The 17,855-nt window shown below is 57.9% G+C and carries 13 protein-coding genes; 10 read left to right on the plus strand and 3 right to left on the minus strand.

Features of this window, described 5'->3' with window-relative positions:
* Nucleotides 1–27 precede the first annotated feature (27 nt).
* Nucleotides 28–2,580, plus strand: a complete 2,553-nt coding sequence (gene mrcA / locus GNG27_RS21595; RefSeq protein ID WP_156264781.1) for a peptidoglycan glycosyltransferase/peptidoglycan DD-transpeptidase MrcA — start codon at nt 28–30, stop codon at nt 2,578–2,580.
* Between the two features lie 41 nt (nt 2,581–2,621).
* On the opposite strand, the gene nudE is transcribed toward mrcA, so the two are convergent.
* A complete protein-coding gene (gene nudE / locus GNG27_RS21600; RefSeq protein WP_142487377.1) occupies nt 2,622–3,182 on the minus strand; it encodes an ADP compounds hydrolase NudE in 561 nt (186 codons plus the stop codon).
* A 326-nt stretch (nt 3,183–3,508) separates the two neighbouring features.
* Between nudE and GNG27_RS21605 the strand changes: the two genes are divergently transcribed.
* From GNG27_RS21605 to pckA, 5 genes are all read left to right on the plus strand, one after another.
* Nucleotides 3,509–5,644, plus strand: a complete 2,136-nt coding sequence (locus tag GNG27_RS21605; protein ID WP_142487378.1) for an intracellular growth attenuator family protein — start codon at nt 3,509–3,511, stop codon at nt 5,642–5,644.
* 64 nt (nt 5,645–5,708) lie between these two features.
* A complete protein-coding gene (gene yrfG, locus GNG27_RS21610; protein WP_142487379.1) occupies nt 5,709–6,392 on the plus strand; it encodes a GMP/IMP nucleotidase in 684 nt (227 codons plus the stop codon).
* Nucleotides 6,389–6,790, plus strand: coding sequence for a ribosome-associated heat shock protein Hsp15 (hslR, locus tag GNG27_RS21615; RefSeq protein WP_142487380.1), 402 nt, complete (start codon nt 6,389–6,391; stop codon nt 6,788–6,790). The genes yrfG and hslR overlap by 4 nt, the downstream gene beginning before the upstream one ends.
* A gap of 23 nt (nt 6,791–6,813) precedes the next feature.
* The gene (gene hslO / locus GNG27_RS21620) at nt 6,814–7,692 is read left to right on the plus strand and encodes an Hsp33 family molecular chaperone HslO (RefSeq protein ID WP_156264782.1); all 879 of its coding nucleotides are present in this window, start codon (nt 6,814–6,816) and stop codon (nt 7,690–7,692) included.
* Nucleotides 7,693–8,072: 380 nt separating this feature from the next.
* Complete coding sequence (pckA, locus tag GNG27_RS21625) at nt 8,073–9,692, plus strand: phosphoenolpyruvate carboxykinase (ATP) (protein ID WP_142487382.1); 1,620 nt, start codon at nt 8,073–8,075, stop codon at nt 9,690–9,692.
* A gap of 38 nt (nt 9,693–9,730) precedes the next feature.
* On the opposite strand, the gene envZ is transcribed toward pckA, so the two are convergent.
* The gene (gene envZ, locus GNG27_RS21630) at nt 9,731–11,077 is read right to left on the minus strand and encodes a two-component system sensor histidine kinase EnvZ (RefSeq protein ID WP_156264783.1); all 1,347 of its coding nucleotides are present in this window, start codon (nt 11,075–11,077) and stop codon (nt 9,731–9,733) included.
* Nucleotides 11,074–11,793, minus strand: a complete 720-nt coding sequence (gene ompR, locus GNG27_RS21635) for a two-component system response regulator OmpR (RefSeq protein WP_001157751.1) — start codon at nt 11,791–11,793, stop codon at nt 11,074–11,076. The genes envZ and ompR overlap by 4 nt, the downstream gene beginning before the upstream one ends.
* A gap of 227 nt (nt 11,794–12,020) precedes the next feature.
* On the opposite strand from ompR, the gene greB reads away from it, so the two are divergent.
* The 4 genes from greB to feoB all read left to right on the plus strand — a co-directional run bounded on the left by greB (nt 12,021) and on the right by feoB (nt 17,848).
* On the plus strand, nt 12,021–12,494 hold the full coding sequence (gene greB, locus GNG27_RS21640; protein WP_156264784.1) for a transcription elongation factor GreB: 474 nt from the start codon (nt 12,021–12,023) through the stop codon (nt 12,492–12,494).
* Nucleotides 12,495–12,595: 101 nt separating this feature from the next.
* On the plus strand, nt 12,596–14,920 hold the full coding sequence (locus GNG27_RS21645) for a Tex family protein (protein WP_156264785.1): 2,325 nt from the start codon (nt 12,596–12,598) through the stop codon (nt 14,918–14,920).
* Between the two features lie 351 nt (nt 14,921–15,271).
* Nucleotides 15,272–15,499: a ferrous iron transporter A gene (gene feoA / locus GNG27_RS21650; RefSeq protein WP_142487386.1), complete on the plus strand. Its 228-nt coding sequence runs from the start codon at nt 15,272–15,274 to the stop codon at nt 15,497–15,499.
* Nucleotides 15,500–15,529: 30 nt separating this feature from the next.
* Complete coding sequence (feoB, locus tag GNG27_RS21655) at nt 15,530–17,848, plus strand: Fe(2+) transporter permease subunit FeoB (protein ID WP_156264786.1); 2,319 nt, start codon at nt 15,530–15,532, stop codon at nt 17,846–17,848.
* The last annotated feature ends 7 nt before the right edge of the window (nt 17,849–17,855 follow it).

Below are 17,855 nucleotides of genomic sequence, written 5' to 3' on the forward strand. Positions count from 1 at the left end.
CAGTTCAAACTAAATGGGAAATCTCCAGTGAAGTTCGTAAAGTATTTATTGATCCTTGCAGTCTGTTGCATTCTGCTTGGAGCAGGCTCGATTTTTGGTTTGTACAAATATATTGAGCCGCAACTGCCTGATGTCGCTACGCTTCGTGATGTACGACTTCAGATCCCGATGCAGGTGTACAGCACGGACGGCGAGCTTATCGCCCAGTACGGTGAAAAGCGCCGTATCCCGCTGACCCTGAATCAGATCCCACCCGTCATGGTGAAAGCCTTTATTGCCACCGAGGACAGCCGCTTTTATGAGCACCATGGCGTCGATCCGGTGGGGATTTTCCGTGCCGCAAGCGTGGCGTTGTTCTCCGGCCATGCCTCTCAGGGTGCGAGTACTATCACCCAGCAGCTGGCGCGTAACTTCTTCCTGAGTCCTGAAAAAACGCTGATGCGTAAGATCAAGGAAGTGTTCCTGGCAATCCGTATTGAGCAGATGCTGAATAAAGATGAGATCCTCGAGCTCTACCTCAACAAGATCTATCTCGGCTACCGTGCCTACGGCGTGGGCGCGGCGGCGCAGGTCTATTTTGGCAAATCCATTGACCAGTTAACCCTGAGTGAAATGGCCACTATCGCCGGTCTGCCGAAGGCACCCTCCACCTTCAACCCGCTCTACTCGCTGGATCGCGCTACCGCCCGCCGCAACGTGGTGCTGTCGCGTATGCTGAGCGAAGGCTATATCAGCCAGGCCCAGTACGATCAGGCCCGCAGCGACGTGATTGACGCCAACTACCATGCGCCGGAAATTGCGTTCTCCGCGCCGTACCTCAGCGAGATGGTGCGTCAGGAGATGGTCTCCCGCTACGGCGAGCAGGCCTACGAAGATGGCTACCGCGTCTACACCACCATCAGCCGCAACGTCCAGCAGGGCGCGCAGCAGGCGGTGCGTAATAACGTGATTGATTACGACATGCGCCACGGCTACCGCGGCCCGTCAAACGTGCTGTGGAAGGTAGGTGAATCCGCCTGGGACAGTAAAAAGATCGCCGACACCCTGAAACCGCTCCCGGGCTACGGGCCGTTTGTTGCGGCTGTCGTGACCCAGGCCAGTCCGCAGGAAGCCACCGCGATGCTCGCGGACGGCACCTCGGTGTCGCTGCGCATGGAGGGCGTCCGCTGGGCGCGTCCGTATCGTTCTGATACGCAGCAGGGCGCGACCCCGCGCAAAGTGACCGATGCGGTACAGGTGGGTCAGCAGATTTGGGTCCGTCAGGTTAACGACGCCTGGTGGCTGGGGCAGATCCCGGACGTTAACTCCGCGCTGGTCTCTATCGATCCGCATAACGGCGCGGTGCTGGCGCTGGTCGGCGGCTTCGATTTCAACCAGAGTAAATTTAATCGTGCCACCCAGGCGCTGCGCCAGGTCGGTTCCAATATCAAGCCGTTCCTCTACACCGCGGCAATGGATAAAGGCCTGACCCTCGCCAGCATCCTCAATGACGTGCCCATCTCCCGCTGGGATGCCGGGGCCGGTTCCGACTGGCGACCGAAGAACTCACCGGCCGAGTACGCCGGGCCGATTCGTCTGCGTCAGGGTCTGGGACAGTCTAAGAACGTGGTGATGGTTCGCGCCATGCGCGCCATGGGGGTCGATTATGCGGCGGAGTATCTGCAACGCTTTGGCTTCCCGGCACAGAATATTGTGCATACCGAGTCGCTGGCGCTGGGCTCTGCCTCCTTTACCCCGCTGCAGGTTGCGCGCGGTTATGCGGTAATGGCGAACGGCGGCTTCCTGGTCGATCCGTTCTTCATCAGCAAAATCGAGAACGATCAGGGCGGTGTCCTGTTCGAAGCGAAACCGAAAATCGCCTGCGCAGAGTGTGATATTCCGGTGATTTATGGCGATACGCCTAAATCAGAATCCCTGAACAATCAGGATATGGAAGATGTCGCCATTTCTCAGGCGCAGCAAAACGCGGCAGTGCCAATGCCGCAGCTCGAGCAGGCAAACCAGGCGCTGGTTGCGCAGACCGGTGCTCAGGAGTACGCCCCGCACGTGATTAACACACCGCTGGCGTTCCTGATCAAAAGCGCCTTGAACAGCAATATCTTTGGCGAGCCAGGCTGGCAGGGTACGGGCTGGCGTGCCGGTCGCGATCTGCAGCGCAAGGATATCGGCGGCAAAACCGGGACCACCAACAGCTCGAAAGATGCCTGGTTCTCGGGTTATGGTCCAGGCGCGGTGACCTCGGTGTGGATCGGCTTTGACGATCACCGCCGTGATTTAGGTCGTACCACGGCCTCCGGGGCGATCAAGGATCAAATTTCCGGTTACGAAGGCGGGGCCAAAAGCGCTCAGCCCGCGTGGGATGCCTTTATGAAGATGCTGCTGGACGGCGTGCCAGAGCAGCCATTAACGCCACCGCCAGGCGTGGTGACGGTCAATATCGATCGCTACAGCGGTCAGCTGTCCAATGGCGGCAGCAGCCGGGAAGAGTATTTCATCGAAGGCACGCAGCCAACGCATCAGGCGGTGCATGAGGTGGGTACAACGCTGATTGACAACGGCGAGACACAAGAACTGTTCTAAACGTCTGCCCCCTTTCCCGTTGGGAGAGGGGGATCCTTCGGCTACAGCCTTCCCTGCCCTTTCAGCCACTCCCGCACCAGGAACAGCGCACTCACGTTCCGGGCTTCGTTAAAGTCGGGCTCTTCCAGCAGATCCATCAGATGCGCCAGCGGCCAGCGCACCTGCGGCAGCGGCTCGGGTTCATCCCCTTCCAGCGATTCCGGATAGAGATCTTCCGCCAGCACGATATTCATTTTGCTGGAAAAATAGGAGGGAGCCATGCTGAGCTTTTTCAGGAAGGTTAACTCCTTCGCACCAAACCCAACCTCTTCTTTCAGCTCGCGGTTCGCGGCTTCAAAAACCGATTCACCGGGATCGATCAGCCCTTTGGAGAAGCCAAGTTCGTATGACTCGGTCCCCACCGCATATTCGCGGATCAGGATCAGATGCTCGTCAACAATGGGCACAATCATGACGGCTTCGCGCGTGGAGGGACGCATACGCTCGTAGACGCGGCGCACGCCGTTACTGAACTCCAGGTCCACACTTTCAACATTAAACAGACGCGATTTCGCGACGGTCTCAACATTCAGGATGGTGGGCTTTTGTAAAGGTTTGCTCATTTTGACGGGTCTTTGCTGAGTGAACTGGCGTCATTGTGCGATACGCCGCACGGTTTCGGCAATGTCAATCGCGCTTTATTTACATTTATGTAACCTGTGCAGATTCATTCCTTATTTCAGGTCAAAAGTCAAGAGCTTGAAATTATTCCAGGAATTTGCTGATATCCCGTCAGGGTTAGCTTTGCTATTATCAGCGATCACTGGGATGCGCTTCATATTGCTCAAGTTCAACACCTTACATGCCGATAGCCAACCACAGACACGCGTTCACTGTTAAATAAGGTGCTACTGACTACACCTGTAAGAAAAAGTAAGATGGGGAAAGCATGAGCACCATTGTAATTGTCATCGCTGCTATGCTGGCCTGCGCATTCATTGCAGGGTGGTTGTACAGGCGTCGGGCACAGCGTCGATATCGCTTGCCGTATCTCAATGCCTTTGCCGGGGCGAACACCCGCAAGCTCACCGCTGAAGAACGCAGCGCGATTGAGCAATATCTCGAGTCCTTTAACCGCATCCAGCAGACGCCAGCGACAGGCGCCAGCGCCGCGCCGGTCTCGTTAAGCCTCAATGCCCAGAGCAACACCGTGCTCTGCGTGACGCGCTCCATTACCCGCTACGGTATTACCACTGACGATCCCAATAAATGGCGTTACTACCTCGACTCGGCTGAGGTGCATCTGCCGCCGTTCTGGGAACAGTACATTAATGATGAAAACAGCGTTGAGCTGATCCACACCGACTCCATCCCGCTGGTGATCGCCCTCAATGGTCACTCCATCGCGGAGTATGTCCAGGAAGCGCCCCACTTTGCGCTGGAGCATGTCAGTTCAACCCAGGCGTCGATTCGTGGCGAAGAGACCGAGCAGATTGAGCTGCTGAATATTCGTCAGGAAACCCACGAAGAGTACGCCCTGAGCCGCCCGGATGGCATTCGGGAAGCGCTGCTGATTGTCGCCGCGTTCCTGCTCTTCTTCTTCTGCCTGATGAGCCCTGATGTTTTTGCTCCCTGGCTTGCCGGGGGCGGCGTGCTGCTACTGGCGGCGGGACTCTGGGGATTATTCGCCCCGCCTGCCAAAAATGCGCTGCGTGAGATCCACTGCCTGCGCGGCACGCCAAAACGCTGGGGCCTGTTTGGCGAAAACGATCAGGATCACGTCAACAATATCTCGCTGGGCATTATCGATCTGATCTATCCCCGCCACTGGCAGCCGTGGCTGGCCCAGGATTTAGGGCAAAAAACCGATATTGATATCTATCTGGACCGGCACGTCGTACGCCAGGGCCGCTATCTATCCCTGCATGATGAGGTCAAAAATTTCCCGCTGCAGCACTGGCTGCGCAGCACGGTGATTGCCGGTGGCGCCGGGCTGGTGCTGGCGATGCTGGTTTTCCTCGTCCCGCTGGATATGCCGATCAAATTTACCCTGTCGTGGATTAAAGGCGCCCAGACCATTGAAGCCACCAGCGTCGGGGAGCTCGAAAGTGCAGGTGTACGTATTGGCGATACGCTGCGCCTGAAGGGTACCGGGATGTGTAATATCCATGCTCCTGGAACCTGGAACGCCCGCCAGAGCTCACCCTTTACGCCGTTTGACTGCTCGCAGGTGATCTGGAATGACGCGGCGCCCCTGCCGCTGCCGGAATCCGATATCGTCAACAAAGCCACGGCGTTGACCCAGGCCCTGACGAGCCAGCTGCATCCCAAACCGGAAGATAATTCACGCGTCAGCCCGGCATTACGCTCCGCTATTCAGAAGTCCGGCATGATCCTGCTGGATGACTTTGGCGATATCGTCCTGAAAACCCAGGAGCTGTGTGCAGAGCAGGACGAGTGCGTCAGGCTGAAAAATGCGCTGGTTAACCTCGGCAACAGCAAAGACTGGGAGGCGCTGGTGAAACGTGCCGATGGCGGCCGTCTCGATGGCGTCAACGTGCTGCTGCGTCCGGTCAGCGCAGAGTCGCTGGAAAATCTGGTCGCCACCTCTACCGCGCCGTTCGTCATGCGCGAAACCTCACGTGCCGCCCAGGCACTTAACAGCCCTGCCCCCGGCGGCTTTGTGATCGTCAGCGACGAAGGCAGCGAGCTGGTCGATCAGCCTTACCCATCGGTAGCGCTGTATGATTACCCGGCCCAACAGCAATGGGGCGAGTTCCAGCGCCTGGCGCAGATGCTGATGCGCACGCCGTTCAGCGCCGAAGGGATTGTGACCGGCCTCTTTACCGATGCCAACGGTACCCGCCATGTCGAGCTGCACAGCATGCCGGACAGCGCCGGGTTATGGCGCTACATCGCTACCTCGCTGCTGATGCTGACGATGGTGGTCTGCATGCTCTGGAACGCCTTTATGGCGCTGCGCCGCTACCAGCGCTCGCGCACCCGCCTGGCCGATATTCAGCAATACTACGAAAATTGCCTCAACCCGAAGCTTATCCCCGCGCCTGAGAGCCTGATCGGATAACGCTCCCGCGCGACAGGATATGCTACCCTGTCGCGCACGTTTCTTCTGGCTGGAGTATTCCCCCATGCATTTTGATATCGCCTGGCAGGACGTCGATACCGTCCTGCTGGATATGGACGGCACGCTGCTCGATCTCGCGTTTGATAATCACTTCTGGCAAAAACTGGTGCCGGAGACCTACGGCGAGCAGCAGGGGATCTCCCCGGCAGAAGCGCAGGAATTCATACGCCAGCAATATACCGCCGTACAACATACGCTAAACTGGTACTGCCTGGACTACTGGAGCGAACGCCTCGGTCTGGATATTTGCGCGATGACTACCGCTCAGGGCCCGCACGCCGTGCTGCGTGAAGATACCGTTCCCTTTCTCGATGCCCTGAAAGCGAGCGGCAAGCGGCGTATCCTGCTGACCAACGCGCATCCGCATAATCTGGCGGTGAAGCTGGAACATACCGGTCTGGCCTCACACCTTGATTTATTACTTTCCACCCACACATTTGGTTATCCGAAAGAGGATCAGCGATTGTGGCAGGCGGTGGCAGAAGAGACCGGCCTGCAACCAGAGAGAACGTTGTTCATTGATGACAGCGAACCGATTCTGGATGCGGCGGCAACCTTTGGCATTCGTTATTGCCTTGGCGTGACCAATCCTGATTCTGGCCTGGCTGAAAAAAGCTATCTGCGGCATCCGGGGCTGAACGACTATCGCCGGATGATCCCCTCACTCACCGTGAAGGAGAAGCCATGAAAGAGAAGCCCTCCGAAGGGGTAAGACTGGACAAATGGCTGTGGGCTGCCCGCTTTTATAAAACGCGCGCCCTCGCCCGGGAAATGATTGAAGGCGGCAAAGTGCATTACAACGGGCAGCGCAGCAAACCGAGCAAGCTCGTGGAGCTGAACGCCACCCTGACCCTGCGTCAGGGCAACGACGAACGGACGGTGATCGTGAAAAACGTCACCGAACAGCGTCGCCCGGCAACGGAAGCCAGCACCCTGTATGAAGAGACGGCCGAGAGCGTTGAAAAGCGAGAGAAGATGGCGCAGGCACGTAAGCTGAATGCCCTGACCATGCCGCATCCCGACAGGCGACCGGACAAGAAAGAACGTCGCGATCTGATTAAATTTAAAAATGGCGAGAATGAGTGATTCTTGCTGAACGAGAGATGACTATGGCCCAACACGACCAATTACACCGCTATCTGTTTGAACAATTTGCCGTTCGCGGCGAGCTGGTGACGGTATCCGAAACCTGGAAACAGATCCTGGAAAACCACAACTACCCACTGCCGGTGAAAACCATGCTGGGCGAGCTGCTGGTTGCCACCAGCCTGCTGACCGCAACCCTGAAATTCGCCGGTGATATCACCGTGCAGCTGCAGGGCGATGGCCCGATGAGCCTGGCGGTGATCAACGGCAACAACCAGCAGCAGATGCGCGGCGTGGCGCGCGTACAGGGCGAAATCCCGGAAGGCGCAGACCTGAAAACGCTGGTCGGCAACGGCTACCTGGTGATCACCATCTCTCCGGAAGAGGGTGAACGCTATCAGGGCGTGGTCGGTCTGGAAGGCGATACGCTTGCCGCCTGCCTGGAAGATTACTTCATGCGTTCCGAACAGCTGCCAACCCGCCTGTTCATCCGTACCGGTGAAGTGGATGGCCAGCCTGCAGCCGGCGGTATGCTGCTCCAGGTTCTGCCTGCGCAGGATGCGCAGACCAATGATTTCGAGCATCTGGCAACGCTGACCGAAACCATCAAAGCCGAAGAGCTGCTCACCCTGCCAGCGAACGAAGTGCTGTGGCGCCTGTACCACGAAGAAGAGGTGACGCTGTACGATCCGCAGGACGTCGAGTTCAAATGCACCTGTTCCCGTGAACGCTGCGCGGGCGCGCTGAAAACCCTGCCGGATGAAGAGATCGACAGCATCATGGCGGAAGAGGGCGAGATCGACATGCACTGCGACTACTGCGGTTCGCATTACGTCTTCAATTCGATGGACATTGCCGAGATCCGTAATAACGCCTCCCCGGCCGATCCTCAGCTGCACTAAGTTGTCCCGTTAGCTGCCCTCTCACGTGGGGGCAGTTGACCTTTCCTTCCGCTCGGCTACCCTTTCATTTTATTCACTATTTCCCCTCACCTGCTGAATCGTTATCAGTGATGAAAGACTTTCGTAACTTTCTTTCATGTATGCGCTTACACTCACATTCTCGTAGTTAAATTTACCAGCAATTAACCTTTTCAGAACATTTTCACCAACCAAAAAGTGATTCCTGCCATAATCTGCTCCGCGAAGTGACAGGAGTCACAGCGTTTTCCGTCATAAAGGGTTTTTGTCCAGATACGCAAATCTATGAGCCCGGTCGCGGTTAACATTCGAGGAAAAACCCTACAATTTCAGGCAGTATATATTGGCTAAGGAGCAGTGATATGCGTGTTAATGGTTTAACCCCGCAAGATCTCAAGGCTTATGGTATCAACGACGCTCACGATATCGTCTACAACCCCGATTACGATACGCTGTACCAGGAAGAGCTCAATCCAGCACTGGAAGGATACGAACGCGGTATATTGACGACCACCGGCGCTATCGCTGTCGATACCGGTATCTTTACCGGCCGTTCGCCGAAAGATAAGTACATTGTCCGTGACGACACCACCCGCGACACCCTGTGGTGGTCAGATAATGGCAAAGGGAAGAACGACAACAAAGCGATCTCCCCTGAAACCTGGCAGCAGCTGAAATCCCTCGTTACCCAACAACTCTCCGGCAAGCGTCTGTTCATCATCGATGCTTACTGCGGCGCTAACGCCGACACCCGCCTTTCCGTCCGCTTTATCACCGAAGTCGCCTGGCAGGCGCATTTCGTGAAGAACATGTTCATTCGCCCCACTGATGAAGAGCTGCGGAGCTTCGAACCTGACTTTGTGGTGATGAACGGCGCGAAGTGCACCAACCCGAACTGGAAAGAGCAGGGGCTGAACTCGGAGAACTTTGTCGCCTTTAACCTGACCGAGCGTATCCAGCTGATCGGCGGGACCTGGTACGGCGGCGAAATGAAGAAAGGGATGTTCTCGGTAATGAACTACCTGCTGCCGTTACAGGGCATTGCCTCCATGCACTGCTCGGCGAACGTTGGCGAGAAAGGCGACGTGGCGGTGTTCTTCGGCCTGTCCGGCACCGGTAAAACCACCCTCTCCACCGATCCGAAACGCCGCCTGATTGGCGACGACGAGCACGGCTGGGATGATGACGGCGTGTTCAACTTCGAAGGCGGCTGCTACGCCAAGACCATTCGTCTGTCGGCAGAAGCGGAGCCGGATATCTACCAGGCCATCCGTCGCGATGCGCTGCTGGAGAACGTAACGGTGCGTGCCGACGGCACGGTCGATTTTGACGATGCGTCGAAAACCGAGAACACCCGCGTCAGCTACCCTATCTACCACATCGATAACATCGTTAAGCCGGTGTCGAAAGCAGGCCATGCGACCAAGGTGATCTTCCTCACCGCCGACGCGTTTGGCGTGCTGCCGCCGGTTTCACGCCTGACCGCAAGCCAGACCCAGTATCACTTCCTCTCCGGTTTTACCGCCAAGCTGGCCGGTACCGAGCGTGGCGTGACTGAGCCGACCCCGACCTTCTCCGCCTGCTTCGGCGCGGCCTTCCTGTCGCTGCACCCGACGCAGTACGCCGAAGTGCTGGTGAAACGCATGCAGGCTTCTGGCGCCCAGGCGTATCTGGTCAACACCGGCTGGAACGGTACTGGCAAGCGTATCTCAATCAAAGATACCCGCGCTATTATCGACGCCATTCTGAACGGTTCGCTCGATGATGCGGAAACCTTCACCCTGCCGATGTTTGATCTGGCGATCCCGACCGAACTGCCGGGCGTGGACAGCCGTATCCTCGATCCACGCAATACCTACGCTTCGCCGGAGCAGTGGCAGGAAAAAGCCACCACCCTGGCGAAACTGTTCGTGGAAAACTTCGAGAAGTACACCGATACGCCGGCAGGTGCGGCGCTGGTGAGTGCGGGGCCTAAGCTGTAGAGACTGTGCCGGGTGGCGCTGCGCCACCCGGCGTATTTTTAACTCTCTTTCACCTGTCCACGGGTAAACGGAACCGGCAGCCACGCGCGGATACTTAATCCGCCCCGCTCGCTGGTACCAATCTCCAACAGACCGTTATGGTTATCCACGATACGCTGCACAATCGCCAGGCCTAAACCGGTGCCGCTGGTGCTGCGCGCGCTGTCTCCGCGCACAAACGGCTGGAACAGGTGTTTACGCTGCTCCGGCTTGATGCCCGGACCATCATCTTCAACCTGGAACCAGGCGCGGTTCAGTTCAGAGCCGCTGCTGACCTTGATCCAGCCTTTGCCGTAGCGGGCGGCGTTAACCACCATATTCGCCACTGCACGCTTGATGGAGAGTGGGTGCATGCGCACGGTAATATCGCCCGGCTGCAGGTCGGTTTCAATCTCACGCTCGTAACCGCTTTCGGCCGCCACCACTTCGCCCAGCACCGCGTTCAGCTCTGCGATCTCCATCGGCATCTCCTGCCCGGTGCGCAGGTAGTCGATGAACTGTTCGATAATGGCGTTGCACTCTTCGATGTCCTTGTTGATGGACTCCGCCAGGTAGCCATCCTCCTCGCCCATCATTTCAGTGGCGAGGCGAATACGCGTCAGCGGAGTGCGCAGGTCATGGCTGACCCCGGCCATCAGCAGGGTACGATCGTCGGCCAGCTGTTTAACGCCAGCCGCCATATGGTTGAAGGCGCGGGTCACTGACCGCACTTCCGACGCGCCATACTCGCGCAGCGGAGGCGGGATAATGCCTTTACCGACCTGGAGCGCCGCGTGCTCCAGGTCGACCAGCGGTCGGTTCTGGATACGAATAAACAGCCAGGCGCCGCCTATCGCCAGCAGCATGATCGCCAGGGTGTAACGGAACAGCGGCGAGAAGTCGCCCTGATGGATTTCGGTCAGCGGCACGCGCACCCAGATGTTAGGTGACAGCCAGGTTTTCAGCCAGACTACCGGGGAGCTTTTGTTGACCTCAACGCGCACTTCCGTCGGGCCGCCCAGCTGCTGCGCCATCTGCTGGCTGAGGAATTCGTAGTGTTGCGCCCAGCGCAGGCCTGCGTCTTCCGCCGCTTCGTTGGAATAGAGCGATATCCCCAGCTCACGGTAGATTTCACGGCGAAACGCCGGTGGCACCACCAGCTGCGTGCCATCTTCCAGCTGCAGTTTATCGGTCATCAGCATACGCACTTCGTAGGCCAGGACCTTATTAAACTGCTGGAGGCTCGGCAGGATCGCAAAGTTCAGCACCACCAGGTAGGTCGTCACCAGGCTGACAAACAGCAGGGTGACGATCAGTAACAGGGTGCGGGCAAACGAGCTACGCGGCGAGAAACGCATTCGCCTCATGCTTTAGAGCCGTCCGGGACAAACACGTAGCCCAGACCCCAGACGGTCTGGATATAGCGCGGATGCGCCGGATCCTCTTCCACCATGCGACGCAGGCGGGAGATCTGCACGTCGATGGAACGCTCCATCGCGGAATATTCACGGCCACGCGCCAGGTTCATCAGCTTATCCCGGGAGAGCGGCTCACGCGGGTGGCTGACTAAGGCTTTCAGTACCGCAAACTCGCCGCTGGTGAGTGGCATAGGCTCGTCTTCACGGAACATCTCGCGGGTACCGAGGTTCAGCTTGAACTTACCGAAGGCGATCACCGCCTCTTCCTGCGACGGCGCACCAGGCAGTTCGTTCGCCTGACGACGCAGTACGGCGCGAATACGCGCCAGCAGTTCACGCGGGTTAAACGGTTTTGGAATGTAGTCGTCGGCGCCAATTTCCAGGCCCACGATACGGTCAACCTCTTCCCCTTTCGCCGTCACCATAATGATCGGCATCGGGTTGCTTTGGCTACGCAGACGACGGCAGATGGAGAGGCCATCTTCGCCAGGCAGCATCAGATCCAGCACCATCAGGTGGAAGGATTCGCGGGTCAACAGGCGATCCATCTGTTCGGCGTTGGCAACGCTACGAACCTGGAAGCCCTGCTCGGTCAGATAACGCTCGAGCAGTGCGCGCAGGCGCATGTCGTCATCCACCACCAGAATCTTATAATTCTCTTGCATTGTCAGTACTCCCAAAGGTTCGGATAATCTTGAACAGCGTATTCTAAAAAAGTGGGCGTTCACGACCAGCTAATTCTGGTATAAATTCTAGTCGAAATTGTTACAAAGCATATTTAACAGGAGCTTATCTGCACATTTCATCACATAACTCATTATTAATCCTGTCTGTTAAGCTAAGTGATACGTAATGTGCGCAAGGTATGCAACCTAAGTCGTAAGGCCAGAGAATGAAAACGCCCCTGATCACCCGCGAAGGGTATGAAAATCTGAAGAAAGAGATGGACAAGCTGTGGCGGGAAGAGCGCCCGGAGGTGACCAAAAAAGTGACCTGGGCCGCGAGCCTCGGTGACCGCAGTGAAAACGCCGACTACCAGTACAACAAGAAACGGCTGCGCGAAATCGACCGCCGGGTGCGATATCTGACCAAATGCCTTGAGAACCTGAAAATCGTCGATTACTCCCCGCAGCAGAAGGGCAAAGTCTTTTTCGGCGCGTGGGTGGAGATCGAAAACGACGACGGCGATCTTAAGCGCTTTCGGATTGTCGGCTACGATGAAATTTTTGGTCGTAAGGATTACATCTCCATCGACTCGCCCATGGCCCGGGCGCTGCTGAAAAAAGAGGTCGGCGATCTGGCCGTCGTGCACACTCCGGCCGGGGAAGCGACCTGGTATGTGAACGCCATCGACTATGTGAAATAACCCGCCGGAACAATCTGAGAGCCTGGCGCGGCGACTGGCATTTTGCCGTGCCAGTCCGTATAACTATCCCCTGATTTTTCGACCCACAAGATGAAATAGCCATGATGAAAGATTCGCTCTGCCGCATTATTGCGGGTGAACTTCAGGCAAGGGCTGAACAGGTAGAAGCTGCCGTTCGCCTGCTTGATGAAGGGAACACCGTGCCGTTTATCGCACGTTATCGTAAGGAAGTGACTGGCGGTCTGGATGATACGCAGCTGCGTAACCTGGAAACCCGCCTTGGCTATCTGCGTGAACTGGAAGACAGGCGTCAGGCGATCCTGAAATCCATCGGTGAACAGGGCAAGCTGACCGACGAGCTGGCCAAAGCCATCAACGGCACCCTGAATAAGACTGAACTCGAAGACCTCTATCTGCCGTACAAACAAAAACGCCGCACCCGCGGGCAGATCGCTATTGAAGCCGGTCTGGAGCCGCTGGCGGATCTGCTGTGGACGACGCCGTCCCACGACCCGGAAACCGAAGCCGCGAAGTTTATCGATGCCGATAAAGGCGTGGCCGACACTAAAGCCGCCCTCGATGGCGCACGCTACATTTTGATGGAGCGCTTTGCCGAAGACGCCGCCCTGCTGGCTAAAGTGCGTGATTACCTGTGGAAGAACGCCCATATCGTCTCCACCGTGGTGAACGGCAAAGAGGAAGAAGGGGCGAAATTCCGCGACTACTTCGATCATCATGAACCGATTTCCTCCACCCCTTCTCACCGCGCCCTGGCAATGTTTCGCGGCCGCAATGAAGGCGTGCTGCAACTCTCCCTGAATGCCGACCCGCAGTTTGACGAGCCGCCGAAAGAGAGCCACGGCGAGCAGATCATCACCGACCATCTTGGCCTGCGCCTGAACAACGCTCCGGCGGACAGCTGGCGCAAAGGGGTGGTGAGCTGGACCTGGCGTATCAAGGTGCTGATGCATCTCGAAACCGAACTGATGGGCACCGTGCGCGAACGCGCCGAAGACGAAGCGATTAACGTCTTTGCCCGTAACCTGCACGATCTGCTGATGGCCGCCCCGGCAGGCCTGCGCGCGACCATGGGTCTCGATCCGGGCCTGCGTACCGGCGTGAAGGTGGCGGTAGTGGATGGCACCGGCAAACTGGTTGCCACCGACACCATTTATCCGCACACCGGCCAGGCAGCCAAAGCTGCGGTCGCCGTGGCGGCGCTGTGCGAGAAGCACAACGTGGAGCTGGTGGCGATCGGCAACGGCACCGCCTCCCGCGAAACCGAGCGCTTCTTCCTCGATCTGCAAAAGCAGTTCCCGAAAGTGACGGCGCAAAAAGTGATTGTCAGCGAAGCGGGCGCGTCGGTGTACTCGGCGTCCGAGCTGGCCGCGCAGGAGTTCCCGGATCTGGACGTCTCCCTGCGCGGTGCGGTCTCTATCGCCCGCCGCCTGCAGGATCCGCTGGCTGAGCTGGTGAAGATCGACCCGAAATCCATCGGCGTGGGCCAGTACCAGCACGACGTCAGCCAGACGCAGCTGGCGCGCAAGCTGGATGCGGTGGTGGAAGACTGCGTGAACGCCGTCGGCGTTGATCTGAACACCGCCTCCGTCGCCCTGCTGACCCGCGTGGCGGGGTTAACCCGGATGATGGCGCAGAATATCGTCGCCTGGCGTGATGAGAACGGTCAGTTCCAGAACCGCCAACAGCTGCTGAAAGTGAGCCGTCTGGGGCCGAAAGCGTTCGAGCAGTGCGCGGGCTTCCTGCGTATCAACCACGGCGACAACCCGCTGGATGCCTCCACCGTTCACCCGGAAGCCTATCCGGTTGTCGAGCGCATTCTGGCTGCCACCCAGCAGGCGCTGAAAGTGCTGATGGGCAACAGCAGCGAATTGCGTAATCTGAAAGCGGTGGATTTCACCGATGAGAAGTTCGGCGTGCCGACGGTGTCCGACATCATCAAAGAGCTGGAGAAGCCGGGCCGCGACCCGCGTCCGGAGTTCAAAACCGCGCAGTTCGCCGAAGGCGTCGAGACCATGAACGACCTGCTGCCGGGCATGGTGCTGGAAGGTGCAGTCACCAACGTCACCAACTTTGGTGCCTTTGTCGATATTGGCGTGCATCAGGATGGCCTGGTCCATATCTCCTCTCTTGCCGATAAGTTCGTGGAAGATCCGCACACCGTGGTGAAAGCTGGCGACATCGTGAAGGTGAAGGTGCTGGAGGTGGATCTGCAGCGCAAGCGTATCGCCCTGACCATGCGTCTGGACGAGCAGCCTGGCGAGACCAACGCCCGTCGTGGCGGCGGCAACAGCGATGCGCGCCAGCAGCAGCGTCCAGCGGCGAAACCGCGCGGGCGTGAAGCACAGCCATCCGGCAACAGCGCGATGATGGATGCGCTGGCGGCGGCGATGGGTAAAAAGCGCTAACATAGGCAGTGCCCGGTGGCGCTTCGCTTACCGGGCCTACGGTTTGTAGGGCGGGCAAACGCAGTGCCGCCCGGCAAACAGACCGCAAAAATTAAAATAAAAATATACTCTCTTATTTCTTATAAATATGGAACCGATTGCATATCCGTATTTAAACCAATAATTATCACTCCGTTAACAATAAATCTTTTTATCGCTTACCATCATTGCCCGAAAATATTGAGCAAGGTCAATCAGCCCGCAAATTAATAGCCGTATCTACATTCCGTCACATATTTAATATTGATGAGAGAAACCATTCTCATTACCATTGTGCCTGTTGATTATTTAACCGTCCGTTAAGTAGGCACTATGCAATTCACTCCAGCCAGCGCGTGGAAAATTACCGGCTTCACCCGCGAAATAAGCCCGGCCTATCGGCAGAAACTGCTCTCATTAGGGATGCTACCCGGCTCCTCTTTCCAGGTGGTGCGCGTTGCCCCGCTGGGCGATCCGGTGCATATCGAAACCCGACGTGTGAATCTGGTTCTGCGTAAGAAAGATCTCGCCTTAATAGAAGTTGAAGCCCTGTCTCAATAACACGCCAGCTCCCGCAGCGAGTCGAATAGAATGAAAAAATTAACCATTGGCTTAATTGGCAATCCGAACTCCGGCAAAACCACCTTATTTAACCAGCTTACCGGCGCGCGTCAGCGGGTGGGTAACTGGGCGGGTGTGACGGTCGAACGTAAAGAGGGTCAGTTCGCCACCACCGATAATCAGGTCACCCTCGTCGATCTGCCCGGCACTTACTCATTAACCACCATCTCCTCCCAGACCTCGCTGGATGAGCAGATCGCCTGCCACTACATTCTGAGCGGCGACGCCGACCTGCTGATCAACGTGGTGGATGCCTCGAACCTCGAGCGCAACCTCTACCTGACGTTACAGCTGCTGGAGCTGGGCATCCCCTGCGTGGTGGCGCTGAACATGCTCGATATTGCGGAAAAGCAGCAGATCCGCATCGACGTCGACGCCCTCTCCGCCCGTCTGGGCTGCCCGGTGGTGCCGCTGGTCTCCACCCGCGCCCGCGGGATCGACGCCCTTAAGCTGGCCATTGACCGCCACACCCGCAATGCCGACGTGGAGCTGGTGCATTACGCCCAGCCGCTGCTGCGGGAAGCCGGGATCCTCGCCCAGGAGATGGCGCACAGCATGCCGTTCAAACAGCGTCACTGGCTCGGCCTGCAGATGCTGGAAGGCGATATCTACAGCCGCGCCTATGCCGGTGATGCCGCGCAGTATCTGGATGTCTCCCTCGCACGGTTGAACGATGAGCTGGACGACCCGGCCCTGCACATTGCCGATGCGCGCTATCAGAGCATCAATGCCATTTGCGACGTGGTGAGCAACGCCCTCACCGCCGAACCAAGCCGCTTTACCCGGGCGATGGACACCCTGATCCTCAACCGTTTTCTCGGCCTGCCGGTCTTCCTGCTGGTGATGTACGTGATGTTCCTGCTGGCCATTAACATCGGCGGCGCGCTACAGCCGCTGTTTGATGTCGGCTCGGTAGCCATCTTCATTCACGGCATTCAGTGGCTGGGTTACACCCTGCACCTGCCGGAATGGCTGACCATTTTCCTCGCCCAGGGGCTGGGCGGCGGGATCAACACCGTGCTGCCGCTGGTGCCGCAGATCGGCATGATGTATCTGTTCCTCTCGTTCCTTGAGGACTCCGGTTATATGGCCCGCGCGGCCTTTGTGATGGATCGCCTGATGCAGGCGCTCGGCCTGCCCGGCAAATCCTTTGTACCGCTGATTGTCGGCTTCGGCTGCAACGTGCCGTCGGTGATGGGTGCCCGCACTCTGGATGCACCTCGCGAACGGCTGATGACCATCATGATGGCGCCGTTTATGTCCTGCGGTGCACGGCTGGCGATCTTCGCGGTGTTTGCCGCGGCCTTCTTCGGCCAGGAGGGGGCGCTGGCGGTCTTCTCGCTGTACGTGCTCGGCATCGTGATGGCGATCCTCACCGGCCTGATGCTCAAACACACCATCATGCGTGGCGAGGCGTCGCCGTTCGTGATGGAGCTGCCGGTCTATCACGTTCCGCACATGAAAAGCCTGCTGATCCAGACCTGGCAGCGGCTGAAAGGTTTTGTCCTGCGGGCGGGTAAAGTGATTGTGGTAGTCAGTATTTTCCTCAGCGCGCTGAACAGCTTCTCACTCAGCGGCAAGGCGGTAGACAACATTAACGACTCGGCGCTGGCCTCCGTCAGCCGCGTCATCACCCCGCTGTTTAAACCAATTGGCGTACATGAAGACAACTGGCAGGCCACCGTCGGGCTGTTCACCGGCGCGATGGCGAAAGAGGTGGTGGTCGGCACGCTGAACACCCTCTACACCGCAGAGAATATTCAGGAAGAGGAATTTAACCCGGCGGCGTTTCACCTCGGGGACGAACTGTTCAGCGCCGTGGATGAAACCTGGCAGAGCCTGAAAGAGACCTTCAGCCTGAGCGTGCTGGCGAACCCGATTGAAGCCAGCAAAGGCGACGGGGAGATGGCGACCGGGGCGATGGGCGTGATGAGCGAGAAGTTTGGCAGCGCCTCGGCGGCCTACAGCTACCTGATCTTCGTCCTGCTCTACATCCCGTGCATCTCGGTGATGGGGGCGATTGCCCGCGAATCGAGCCGCGGCTGGATGGGCTTCTCCGTCCTGTGGGGGCTGAATATCGCTTACTCGCTGGCAACGGTGTACTACCAGACGGTCAATTTCAGCCAGCATCCGCACTACAGCCTGGTCTGTATCCTGGCGGTGGTGCTGTTTAACGTGGTGGTGATGGGCCTGTTACGCCGGGCGCGCAGCCGCGTGGACGTTAACCTGCTGGCGAAAGGCAGAACCGCAGCGGCCTGCTGTGACAGCCCGGCCAGCGACTGTCATTAGGAGGCGG

Origin of the sequence: Leclercia sp. 119287, from assembly GCF_009734485.1 — a bacterium.
Taxonomy (GTDB): domain Bacteria; phylum Pseudomonadota; class Gammaproteobacteria; order Enterobacterales; family Enterobacteriaceae; genus Enterobacter; species Enterobacter adecarboxylatus_C.